At 67.5% G+C, this 12,146-nt stretch carries 10 protein-coding genes; 7 read left to right on the top strand and 3 right to left on the bottom strand.

Annotated elements, in window-relative coordinates:
* Window positions 1-51: 51 nt before the first annotated feature.
* From ACZ5VQ_RS36985 to ACZ5VQ_RS36965, 5 genes are all read left to right on the top strand, one after another.
* Entirely contained in the window at window positions 52-1,047 is a 996-nt protein-coding gene (locus ACZ5VQ_RS36985) for an SDR family oxidoreductase (protein WP_469108783.1), read from the top strand.
* Between the two features lie 491 nt (window positions 1,048-1,538).
* On the top strand, window positions 1,539-2,699 hold the full coding sequence (locus ACZ5VQ_RS36980; protein ID WP_469108782.1) for an amidohydrolase family protein: 1,161 nt from the start codon (window positions 1,539-1,541) through the stop codon (window positions 2,697-2,699).
* A 126-nt stretch (window positions 2,700-2,825) separates the two neighbouring features.
* On the top strand, window positions 2,826-3,269 hold the full coding sequence (locus ACZ5VQ_RS36975) for a Zn-ribbon domain-containing OB-fold protein (protein ID WP_469108781.1): 444 nt from the start codon (window positions 2,826-2,828) through the stop codon (window positions 3,267-3,269).
* A complete protein-coding gene (locus ACZ5VQ_RS36970) occupies window positions 3,266-4,486 on the top strand; it encodes a CaiB/BaiF CoA transferase family protein (RefSeq protein WP_469108780.1) in 1,221 nt (406 codons plus the stop codon). The genes ACZ5VQ_RS36975 and ACZ5VQ_RS36970 overlap by 4 nt, the downstream gene beginning before the upstream one ends.
* A gap of 37 nt (window positions 4,487-4,523) precedes the next feature.
* Window positions 4,524-5,717, top strand: coding sequence for a thiolase family protein (locus ACZ5VQ_RS36965; protein ID WP_469108779.1), 1,194 nt, complete (start codon window positions 4,524-4,526; stop codon window positions 5,715-5,717).
* A gap of 279 nt (window positions 5,718-5,996) precedes the next feature.
* On the opposite strand, the gene ACZ5VQ_RS36960 is transcribed toward ACZ5VQ_RS36965, so the two are convergent.
* A complete protein-coding gene (locus ACZ5VQ_RS36960) occupies window positions 5,997-7,169 on the bottom strand; it encodes an acyl-CoA dehydrogenase family protein (protein WP_469108778.1) in 1,173 nt (390 codons plus the stop codon).
* Between the two features lie 225 nt (window positions 7,170-7,394).
* The gene (locus tag ACZ5VQ_RS36955) at window positions 7,395-8,273 is read right to left on the bottom strand and encodes an SDR family NAD(P)-dependent oxidoreductase (protein WP_469108777.1); all 879 of its coding nucleotides are present in this window, start codon (window positions 8,271-8,273) and stop codon (window positions 7,395-7,397) included.
* 147 nt (window positions 8,274-8,420) lie between these two features.
* Here ACZ5VQ_RS36955 and ACZ5VQ_RS36950 point away from each other — a divergent pair, with 147 nt between their 5' ends.
* The gene (locus ACZ5VQ_RS36950; RefSeq protein WP_469108776.1) at window positions 8,421-9,395 is read left to right on the top strand and encodes an LLM class F420-dependent oxidoreductase; all 975 of its coding nucleotides are present in this window, start codon (window positions 8,421-8,423) and stop codon (window positions 9,393-9,395) included.
* A gap of 98 nt (window positions 9,396-9,493) precedes the next feature.
* A complete protein-coding gene (locus ACZ5VQ_RS36945) occupies window positions 9,494-10,372 on the top strand; it encodes an amidohydrolase family protein (RefSeq protein WP_469108775.1) in 879 nt (292 codons plus the stop codon).
* 324 nt (window positions 10,373-10,696) lie between these two features.
* On the opposite strand, the gene ACZ5VQ_RS36940 is transcribed toward ACZ5VQ_RS36945, so the two are convergent.
* Window positions 10,697-11,788, bottom strand: coding sequence for an acyl-CoA dehydrogenase family protein (locus ACZ5VQ_RS36940; RefSeq protein ID WP_469108774.1), 1,092 nt, complete (start codon window positions 11,786-11,788; stop codon window positions 10,697-10,699).
* Window positions 11,789-12,146 lie beyond the last annotated feature (358 nt).

Below are 12,146 nucleotides of genomic sequence, written 5' to 3'. Positions count from 1 at the left end.
GCGCTCCGATCTCACGCTCAACATCGACAGGTATGAGTCCACGCCATTTACTTGGAGCAGTTGACCCATTTAGAGTGCCTGGATACGTTCATTTTATCTACTAGAAGGAGCGTAATGGGTGCACTGGATGGGCGTGTCGCCATCATCACGGGGGCCGGGAACGGCTTGGGCCGTGAGCACGCGCTGCTGTTCGCGCGCGAGGGAGCCAAGGTCGTGGTCAATGACCTCGGCGGGGACGCGCATGGCGCCGGCGCCGATCGCGGGCCGGCCCAGCGTGTGGTGGACGAGATCATCGCGGAGGGTGGCGAGGCGGTCGCGAACACCGACAGCGTGGCCGACTGGGACGGCGCGAAGCGCCTGGTCGACCAGGCGGTCGAGGCATTCGGCGACCTCCACGTCCTCGTGAACAACGCTGGGATCCTGCGCGACCGTATGTTGGTGAACATGACCGAGCAGGACTGGGACGCGGTCATGGAGGTGCATCTCAAGGGCCACTTCTGCCCGAGTCGGCACGCCGCAGCCTACTGGCGTGACCGTTCGAAGGCGGGTCACGAGGTCAACGCTGCCATGATCCACACATCCTCCGCCTCGGGGGTGCTGTTCAATGTCGGGCAGACGAACTACGGCGCAGCCAAGGCGGGCATCGCGTCCTTCTCGGCGATCTGTGCGCAGGAGCTCGGGCGCTACGGTGTTCGCTCGAACGCGATCACGCCCAATGCCCGCACCCGCCTCACCTCCGGGTTGCGCGACAAGTACGACGAGCCGGACGCGGCGGACGCCGAGTGGGACCCGCAGCATCCGGGCAACGTCTCACCGATGGTCGCCTACCTGGCCACTGCCGACTGCACCATCACCGGCGAGTTGTTCCATGCTTCGGACGAGCTCGTCCTGCGCTACCAGCCACACGCCGTCATCGGCGACGTGAGCGCGGGCGGGAAGCGGTGGACGGTGAGCGGCCTGCGTGCGGCGATACCGAAGCTGATGAGCGCCGAGCGGCGCGGTGGACTCGACGAACTGCGCGCGTTCTACCCGGAGGCTGCCGGCTGACCGGCTGTCGGCGTGGGCCTTCGATCCGATGTGAGCACGTTCGCGGACGCGCCGCATGCTGCATCTTCGACGGCTGCTGCCTGCGTCGGACCGAGCAGTGTGGCCACGGGACTGCCATCGGCGAACCTCGACGGACGCCCTGGCGGCATACCGGCCGGCGCATGCGGCAGGGCGAGCTGTATGAGACGGCGGCCGCGATCATGTCCACCGCGAAGAGGCGCGAACAGGCCTGCACCGGCGCCTGACAACCCGCTCGACCAAGTCCGTGTGCACTCGACCGAGTTCCTCCTCGGGCTGAAGTCGTCGGCGCGTGGGCTCGCCTGCGGCGGTAAGCATCGCGACCATATAGCCGATCAGTGAGCTGCATGCTTCAGTCTGATCGATCCACGATCTATCCATATAAGCATTGACGCAGAAGCCAGAAATATGCTGTTCTGGGATTGCATCAATGACATCCTCCCCTGATGTTGAATGTGAGGCGAAGCGCCGCAATGACTGCCGTCAAGTTCGTAGATGTGGACAGCCACGTCACCGAGCCGCCCGACCTGTGGACGAGCAGGATCTCCAAGAAGAACGCCGAGTACGCGCCTGTCGTCATCACCGATGAGAAGAGCGGTCGCCCTCGGTGGCGACTCGGCAAACACCTGAGCTTCTACGTCGCCGAGCTGAATCACGCGGGGTGGCACGAGTTCTACCCCTCGTCCCCGCCGGACTACGCCGACGCCGATCCGGGCGGCTGGGACCCGGCGGCGCGGGTCAAGAAGCTGGACGAGAACGGAATCCTGGCGCAGGTGCTGTACCCGAACATCATCGGGTTCCACGCCTTCGCGTTCATGGAGATGCCGCGCGAGCCGGGTCTGGAATGCGTGCGCGCCTACAACGACTTCCAGGCCGAGTTCGCGGCGAGCCAGCCGGGACGGTTCCTGCCTCAGATGTTCCTGCCGTTCTGGGACGTCGAGGCGTCGGTCGTCGAGATGAGGCGGTGCCGCGAACTCGGGCACAAGGGCGTCAACCTGGGTTTCGAGACCGAGGCGATGGGCCTTCCGCCGCTGCGGGACGAGCACTGGACGCCGCTGCTCGCCGAAGCGCAGGAGCTGGGGCTGCCGATCGATTTCCACATCGGAACGGCGATGCGCACCGGTGAGCAGATGACCAAGCGGATGATGTCGCAGCGCCTGGACGAGCTGCGCTGGGCGCAGAACGTGGCGATGGAGTTCATGGGCAACGGCCGTGGGATCTCCGAGATCATCATGGGCGGGATCTGTAAGCGCTTCCCGCGGCTGAATTTCGTGTCGGTCGAGAGTGGCTTCGGCTACATTCCGTTCCTGCTGGAATCCCTCGACTGGCAGTTCCGCAGCATGTCCTGCGACAAGCTGAATCCGGACTGGCTGCTGCCCAGCGAGTACTTCCGCCGGCAGATCTACACGACGTTCTGGTTCGAGAGCGGTATCGGGCGTCAGATCGACCTCTACCCGGACAACGTCATGTTCGAGACCGACTACCCGCACCCGACCAGCCTGTCGCCGGGCGAGGGCTCCTACGCCCTGTCGCCGCAGGACACGATCGCGAAGAACCTGGCTGATCTCAGCGAGGAAAACCGCCGTAAGGTGCTCTTCGAGACCGCGGCGAAGGTGTACGACATTTCCCTCTGACCGCGGCGGGCACATCCGTCCGGGCGACCGCCAACCGGTGGCGCGATCGGGTCTCGTTGCGCCACCGGGCCGACCCACGGCTTCACTACGGAACCACGGCTTCACTACGAAAGTGAGGTGCATGTTATGCCCGTCCGGTTGTTGCCCACGCTGAACGAATACAACCGCGACTTCTGGACCGGGGGGAGCGAGAGCTCTCTGCGCATTCAACAGTGCGGCCACTGCGACTACTACATCCACCCGCCGGCGCCGGTGTGCCGTCGCTGCAAAGCGATGGAGAATCTCAACCCCGTCGAGATGTCCGGTAACGCGACGGTGATCACCTACACGATCAACCGCCACCCGTGGAGCGAGGGCCAGGAACCGTACGCGATGGCCCTGGTCCAGCTCGACGAGCAGGCCGACCTGCGGCTGGTGACCAACATCGTCGACTGCCCCCTTGAGGACGTCCACATCGGTATGCGTGTACACGCCGTGTTCGAACAAGTTGACGACATCTTCGTACCGGTCTTCGCGCCCGGGACCTCCGCCGACGTCGAGCGGACCATTGCGACAGGAGCTGGGTCGTGAGCAAGTTGCTTGAAGGGGTGCGGGTCATCGAGGTCTCGATGTGGGGCTTCGTACCGACCACCGGCGTCGTACTCGCGGACTGGGGCGCCGACGTGGTCAAGGTCGAGCACCCGGACGCGCCGGACCCGGCCCGCGGCCTCATGACCAGCAGTTGGGTGGCCGGGAAGAACGGCGTCCGCTTTCTGTTCGAGATCTTCAACCGGGGTAAGCGCTGCGTGGGCATCAATCTCGGCCACCCGGACGGCCGCGAAGTGCTCTACAAGCTGCTCGCCGAGGCCGACGTGTTCGTCACCAGCCTGCGCGCCGACGCCCGGGCCCGGCTCGGGATCAGTGCCGAAGAGCTGACCGAACGCTTTCCGCATCTGGTGTACGCGAGCGGCAGCGGCCTCGGGACGGAGGGGCCGGACGCCAACCAGGGTGGCTACGACCTGTCGGCCTACTGGTCACGCGCGGGCGTCGCCTACTGCCTGACGAAGCCGGACGCCAAGTACCCGGCCGACATGCCGTCGCCCGGCTTCGGCGATGTACCGGCAGGCACCATCCTGGCCGGTGGCATCGCGGCCGCACTGTACCGGAAGACGCGAACCGGCAAGGGGTCGGTGATCGATCTGTCTTTGCTCAACACCGGTATGTGGGCCATCGAGGGGGAGATCACCGCGACCGACTCCATCGAAGCAGACCGGTTCTACCAGGGAGACGGCCGCAACTCGAAGAACCCGCTCGTCGCGATGTACCGCACGAAGGACGACCGTTTTGTCCAGCTTGTGATGACCGACGGCGACCGGCACTTCGCCGACTTCTGCCGTCACATCGGCCGTCCGGACCTCGTGGACGAGTCTCGTTTCAACGTTCAGGCCGCACGCCGCGAGAGCAGCGACGAACTGATCGCGATCCTGGAGGAGGTCTTCGCGAGCCGCACCTTCGACGAGTGGAGGCAGGCGCTCGCGGGCACCACGGGCGTATGGGCCGCGGTCGCGTCGCCGCGGGAGATCCCCAACGACCCGCAGGTGAAGGCCAACGAGTACGTGCGCACGCGCCAGGACAGAGAGGGTCGCGACTACCTGAGCGTGGTCAGTCCGGTGCGCGCGCTGGGCGACCCCGACGAGGACAAGCTCCCGGCGCCGGCCCACGGAGAGCACACCGACGACGTGCTGCGGGAACTCGGCATGGAATGGGACGACGTGGTCGCGCTCAAGGTGTCGGGGGCGATCCTGTGACTGCGCGAGCCACCGGCGAGGCAAGAAGGACGGGCTCATGAGCAAGTTGTTCGGTGGCAAGGCCGTGGTGAGCGGTGTGGGACAGTCGCAGATCGGTCGCAATCTCAACCGCTCCGGGCTGGAGCTCACGGCCGAGGCGTGCCTGCGCGCGATCTCCGACGCGGGCTTGCGGCCGGAGGACATCGACGGGCTCACGACCTATCCCGGTGCCGGCAGCACAGACCCGGGCTTTGTCGGCGGCGGCGCGTACGAGGTGCTCGACGCCCTCGGACTGAATGTCGACTGGTTCACCGGCAGTTGGGAGACACCGGGACAGTTCGGCCCGGTGATCAATGCCTGCTCGATTGTCGCGGCGGGCATTGCCAAGCATGTCCTGGTGTTCCGCTCCGTCACCGAGTCCAGCGCGCAGAAGGGCCGGGGGCGCCGCGCCGTCGTGCCCGGCGGCGACTTCGGGACGCGGATCGTGGAGCGGCACTGGAGCGAGTGGATCGGCCCGTACGGCGGGTATCCGCCGAATCTGGTGGCGATGCGCGCGCAGCTCTACATGCACGAATACGGCCTCACCCCCGAGCAGCTGGCCTGGGTGACGCTCAACGACCGGCGGCACGCGGAGCTGAACCCGAACGCGATCTTCCGTACCCCGATGACGATGGACGACTACTTCGCGTCCCGCATGATCACGACACCGTTCCGCCTCTTCGACTGCGACGTGCCGTGCGACGGGTCCACCGCCGTGATCATCTCGCACGCCGACACCGCGCCCGACCTGCGCCGCGCGCCGGTGCGGGTGGAATCCGCGGGATGCTCGATGCGGGGACGCGCGGCCAAGGCGCACTACGCCGTGGGCAAGAGTTCGCTGCACGACACCGGCGACTACCTGTGGGCGCACACCGACCTCAAGCCGAGCGACGTCGATGTGGCCGAGCTCTACGACGGCTTCAGCATGCTCACGCTGCTGTGGCTGGAGGCGATGGGCTTCTGCAAGGTCGGCGAAGCGGGCGACTTCGTCGACGGGGGTAAGCGCATCGGGCTCGATGGAGATCTGCCGCTGAACACGCAGGGCGGACAACTGTCCGCCGGGCGGCTGCACGGCCTGGGCTTCCTCCACGAGGCATGCACCCAGCTGTGGGGTGAGGCAGGTGACCGCCAAGTGCCGAACAACCCTCAGGTCGCGGTCGCGTCGGCGGGCGGCGAGACGTTCTCCGGCGGTCTGCTCCTGACCACGAGCTGATCGCGGAGGACAGTCCTTCGACTCATCTCCGAGTCCCGATGTCCGGTCGGCACCAGCATCATCGTGTGCCGTGCACGAGTTCACCCCGGCGCTCGTTTACTTCGGTGGCGTCGGGGTCTCGGGCGTTCCATGTGGGAGAGGCACGGCCCCCCACGCCGCCCTGCGCGCCCTCTCGCGGCACGAAGCGAAGACCCAAGTACAACCGGGCAAAGGCCCAAGTACATCAGCACGAGGGCCTTCGCCCGGCACTTCGACGAAGACGAGACGAAGATCAGCGCGTCAGACGCCGCGGGGGATGTCTTTCCAGGGAACACCGCGGTCGGCGGCGGGCTCCTTCGGCAGGCCGAGCATGCGCTCGCCGACCAGGCCGCGCATGACATCGCTGGTGCCGCCCACGATCGTCGCCGACGGCGACCACAGGAAAAGGGCTGCCGGGTCGCCGCTGTCGTGTGAGCGCGGCGGGTCGTCCGGGTCGTAGGCGACGAGCGCCTCCTCGCCGTACAGATCGAGAACGAACGAGCGGATGTCCTGCGAAAGCAGCGCGTTGCCGAGCTTCAGCAGCGAGCCTTCGGCACCGGGTGTGCCGGACGACGTACGCCGCTGCGCGGCGCGGAGCTTGACCAGGCGCAGTACCTCGGCCTGGATCCACAGGGACGTCAACTGGTCGCGCTCGACCGCGGTGTGTTCGCCTGTCGATCGCCATGCCTCCAGCGCGTCGGTGATCGGGCCGCTACCGCGCGGCTCGATGACTCCGCCGATCGACACCCTCTCGTTCATGAGCGTGGTGACGGCAACCGTCCACCCCTCGCCCACCTGGCCCAGCCGTGCCGAGTCGGGAATGCGGACGTCGGTGAGGTAGACCTCGGAGAACTCGGCCTCGCCGGTCATCTGCCGGAGCGGGCGGATGTCAACGCCGGAGGTGCGCATGTCCAGGAGAAAGGCAGTCAGGCCGGCGTGCTTCGGGACGTCGGGGTCGGTGCGGGCGATGAGGAGGCCGAAGTCGGCGACCGCGCCCCACGACGTCCACACCTTCTGCCCGTTCACGACCCAGCGGTCGCCCTCGCGGGCCGCCCGGGTGGCGAGAGTGGCCACGTCGGAACCGGCGCCGGGCTCGCTGAACAACTGGCACCACAGCTCTTCGGCGGTGAAGATCGGCCGAAGGTGGCGCGCACGCTGCTCCGGGGTGCCATGGGCCGCGATCGCGGGCCCGCACATGCCGATGCCCATCGGGTTGCGGTGCCAGTCGGACAGCCGGCCCTCGGGTTCGAGCAGGCCGTTGATGGTGGCCTGCGCGCTGCGCGGCAGCCCGAGTCCGCCCTCGCCGACCGGGTGGTGTACCCACGCCAGTCCGGCGTCGAATTGCTCACCGAGGAACTTCACCACGTCGGTACCCGCGGCATGCTCAATGAGGTCGCCAATGATAGCGGGAAGGTCATCTTCACTCACGGTCACGGTCGCCAGCGTAACTCTCCCATTGCATCACGGCAACCACTGTGACTTGTCGCTATCGCTGGCACCTAACTCGTCATACACCCCGCCGCTCGGGAGGGTAGATTGCTGCCAGGTCGCAGACGAGCTATTTTGCTACTGCTGTTGCCTCGATATTTTGAATGGTAAGTGCCTTCATTTGGTGAACATGGCCGAGCAGAAGCGGGACCGCTCGTGCAGGTGCGACTGTCAGGCGGAGTGCGGAGCGAGGCCGGCCAGCACGTCCGCGTGCCACAGCACCTGCCCAGTCGTGATCTCGGGGCTGACAGCGGCCAGGTGCGCCGCGGCGCGGGCGAAATCGTCGTCGCTGCCCCAGTCGTCGACGTGCTGTCCCTGGAGGAGCATGGTGGAGCCGGGCGTGGCGATCGGCTGTGACGGGATGAGCACGTTGGCGGCCACGCCGTGCGACGCGCCCTCGACCGCCGCTGCCTGGGTGAGTACGTGCAGCGCCGCCTTGGTGCTGCCGTAGGCGAACAGCGACGGCCGGCCCGGGTGTTCGTAGGGCGGTGTGCCGGGTTCGAATGCCGCGCGGGAGCTGATCGAAATGATGTTGCCGCGCCCGGTGTCGATCATTCCCGGCAAGGTGAGCTGTATGAGCCGGTACGGGGTGAGGACGTTGATGGCGAGGTGCCGGCGATAAGCCTTGACCGGAACCTCCGCGATCGACGGCGGCCGGGTGAAGCGCACCGCGTCCGAACCGGTCCGTGACGCCTGTCCTGGTCGGCCGCCGACGGTGAGGGCGGCGTTGTTGACCAGCACGTCGATCGCGCCCAGTTGCCCGCGCACCTCGTCGACGAGCCGATCAACCTCCTCCTCGACCATCAGATCGGCCGCGCAGGCCACAGCGGTGCCCCCTGCCTCGCGGATGGCCGCCACTGTTTCGTGGATGGTCCCCGGCAGACGTTCGTCCCACACCTGCTCGCTGCGGGCGGCGACGGCGACAGCCGCCCCCCGGCGGGCCAGTTCCAGTGCGATGCTGCGCCCGAGCCCTCTGCTTGCGCCGGTGACGAGAGCGATGCGGTCGGTGAGTGGTGAGTCGTTGACGGCTGTCATATTGCTGATCAACATGGCCACAATGTTACTGACCGACCCTATCGAACAGAACCGTCATTGCCGTATTGGCATGTCAGCCATTGCATCCTTGTCGCCGATCTGATTGGCTCCTGCCTGCCACACATTTGCTCATTGTCGGAGGTTTCGTTGACCGTGCTGCCGATGGCTGATCCTGAGCAGTGGGGGGTGAGCGCGCCCGTCCCGGGCATCGCACTGCGCGACCACCGCGCGTCCCTGGAAGAGTTCGAGCGGCTCGGCTACTCCGGCATCTGGCCGGGCGAGGCGGCTGGTTACGACGTGTTCACACCGCTCGCCCTGGCCGCCGCCTGGACATCGTCACTGCGTCTCGGCACGGGCATCGTGCCGGTGCAGACCCGCGGACCGGCGGTGATAGCGCAAACGGCGGCGTCGCTGTGTGACGCGGCGCCCGGGCGTGTCGCGCTGGGCATCGGCGCCTCCTCCTTCGCGGTCGCGCAGAGTTGGAACGCGCGGCCGTACGAGCGCCCGCTGGCGCGTACCCGGGACCTGCTGCGGTTCCTGCGTGAGGCGTGGACGGGGGGAAAGGTCAGCGCTCAGTACGAGACCTTCGCCGTCGACGGCTTCCAGCTCCAGGCCCCGCTGCCCGATCCGGTGCCCCCGGTGCTGGTCGCCGCCCTGCGACCCAAGATGCTCGAATTGGCCGGCACGTGGGGTGACGGCGCCATCGTCAACTGGATGTCGGCCGACGACCTCGCACAAGTCACCCCGCTGCTCGGAAAGGGCAAGGAACTGGTCGCACGGGCCAAGGTGATTCCGAGTACCGACTGGCAGCACGTCCGCAGCCTCGCCACCCGCATGATCAACGGATACTTCCACGTGGCGGGCTACCGGGCTTCCCAGGAGTGGCTGGGCCGGGGTCCGGCGCTCACGCCCATGTGGGAGGCGTGGGCGGCCGGTGACCGCAGGCTCGCCACCGAACTGGTTCCCGACGAGGTCGTCGACCAGCTGTTTCTGTGGGGCGATCACGCCGCCATCCGCCGCGGTCTCCAGCGCTATGCCGAGAGGGGGGCCACCACGACGGTGCTCACCTTCTACAGCCCGGTCGATCGTATGTTCGAAGTGCTGCGTGCACTCTCCGCCCCCGGAGTGCGGCGATGACCGGCGTTCTGGGGGTCCGGCGCCATGATCCGGACGATCCCCGCTGCGAACAGCCGATCGATCCGGCTACGGAGATCTGTGATCCCCATCATCACCTCATGGACCACGAGTGGATCCGTTACGGCGTCGGCGACCTGCTGGCCGACCTCGGAGCCGGGCACCGGGTGACATCGACGGTGTACGTCGAGTGCTCGGCCGCGTATCGACGCGAGGGCCCGCCCGACCTGCGGCCGGTCGGTGAGACCGAGCATGTGGTGGTTCAGCCGGTACCACCCGGGGTCATGCGAGGCATCGTGGCGCACGCCGACCTGGCGCTGGGCTCCCGGGTCGAGCGTGTACTCGAAGCCCATCTCACCGTTGCGGGCGAGCGGCTGCGCGGCATCCGCTACTCCACCGCCTGGCACCCCGACCGCAACAACGGCGCACGCGTGCCCGGCATGCTCGCCGACGAAGGGGTACATGCCGGTATCGGCGTCCTCGGCCGCTTCGGGCTGTCCCTCGACTGCTGGGTACACCCCCACCAGCTGGACGAAGTGGGCGCGGTGGCGCACCGGTTCCCCGAGCAGCGTTTCGTCATCAACCACCTCGGCACACCGCTGGCCGGGCTGGACAAAGTCGACGACTGGTCCGCCGCGCGCGAGGCCTGGCGGTCCGGCATGGCCCGCCTGGCACACCACGAGAACGTCTCGATCAAGATCGGCGGGCTCGCCGGGACCCTCGTGGGCTCCCCGTGGGCAGTGGACGACCGGCCGAGTTCGACGCAGATCAGCGATTTCTGGCAGGCCGACGTCACATGGTGCATCGACACCTTCGGCCCGAAGCGCTGTATGGCGGAGAGCAACTTTCCGATCGACGGGATGGTCGTCGACTACGTGACCCTGTGGAATGCGCTGAAGCGACTGGTCGCTGCCTACTCTGTGGAAGAGCGCTCCGCTGTGCTGCACGGTACGGCGACAGGTACGTACGCTCTTTCCTGAGTAGCGCGAGAAGGCTGGAGATCAGCAGCCGGAATATCCTGTTCCGTCGAACTCGGTGAGGTCTTCGTGGAAGCGTGGCGGCAGCGCGCCTACCGACGCGTGCCGTTGAGATCTCTGCGTCTGTCTCTTCGGCGCGCGCCAGGCGGCGTGGCCTTCGATCGACGTCCGGGGCGTGCACACCGCCCCCGCCGACCTTGTCGCGGGGGGCGATCAACCTCTTGCGGATGCGCTCGCGCAGCACCCACGCACAAAGTCGCTGACGCGGGTGGAGGCCGGACGGAACCGCACCGGAAATCGTCCGGTGCCCACAGCCGTGCGATCAGCCTACAGGCGCAGGGCGTCGGCAACGCGGGTTCGTTGATCGGCCGGCTGCCCCAGCAGCAACTGCTGCGACTTGGCACGGCGGAAGTACAGATGCGCCACGTGTTCCCACGTGAACCCGATGCCGCCGTGCACCTGGATGTTGTCGGCTGCCACGCGGAAGAACGCGTCGGAGCAGTACGACTTCGCCATCGCCGCCGCGAGCGGGGTGTCGGCGGGGTCGTGCACGAGCGCCCACGTGGCGTACGCCGCGGCGGCCTCGGCGAACTCCACCCGCATGACCATGTCCGCGCAGCGGTGCTTGACAGCCTGGAAACTCCCGATCGGCCGGCCGAACTGGACGCGCGTCTTCGCGTAGTCGACAGACATGTCCAGACACATGCGGGCCGCGCCGACCTGTTCGGCGGCGATCGCGGAGAGAGCGTGGTCCAGCGCCACCGAGGCCGCCCGGGCGCCGTCCCTGCCGATGCGGTGTGCCGGGCAGTGTGCCAAACGCACGTCGGCGATCCGGCGAGTGAGATCCAGCGCCGGCCGCGCCGTGCGGGTCAGGCCCTGAGCCCCGGACTCGACGGCGAAAACGCCCGTTCCGTCGGGCGCCTCGGCCACGACCAGCAGCAGACCGGCGGTGATGGCGTCCAGAACGACACCGCGCCGTCCGTCGAGCACCCAGCCGTTGCCGTCGGGTGCCGCGGTGACCGACTCCGTGCCGGGTGCGGGCAGTACTACGGCCACCACCAGCGACCCGTCGGCGATCCGCGGCAGATACTGCGCGCAGGCCGCCTCGTCGCCCGAGGCGAGGAGCAGTTCCGCCGCGATGACGACCGTCGACAGATACGGGCCGCCGTACAGCACTCGTCCCATCTCCTGGAGCACGACGCCGCGCTCCACCGCGGAGTAGCCGGCGCCGCCGAAACGCTCGGGTATCGCCAGCCCGTGTACGCCCATCTGCTCGGCCAGCCGGCGCCACACCGTGCGGTCGAAGCCGTCCTCCGTGCCGAGCTGACGATGCAGCTCCGATGGACCGCAACGGTCGCTGAGGAGGCGCCGCGTCGCCTCGCGTAGCTGCCGTTGCTCGTCGGTGTCGATGAGCTGCATGGTGGGAGGCCCTTTCCGCGTGGATCCTTGGCCAAATATACAAGTCACTGCCGCTTGGCCACCTCATGGCGCCTCGGTCGCGCGCTCGCATTGGTATGCAGGTGGCACCTGCATTTATAGTCCAGTCAGCAGGCATATTTGAAGGTGCTGTGTAGTGGATCACGCCGGACACGCTGCGCCCGAAGGTAACGGCTGCCAGGGAGCCGTAGTGTGCCTCGCGCCTGTCGGGCGTGCCAGACCGTGCTCACCGAAGGGCGCGAGCAGAGGCGGCTCGTGCGCCGTTGTCTCGGGGTCGTGGAGTCCGAGCCAGGTGCGACGGATGCGCAGGCGCAGGCCAGTGCCCGCTGGGCGAGGCTCT

The sequence above is a fragment of the Streptomyces sp. NPDC033178 genome (assembly GCF_055577685.1).
This window is presented reverse-complemented; position numbering and strand designations above follow the sequence as displayed.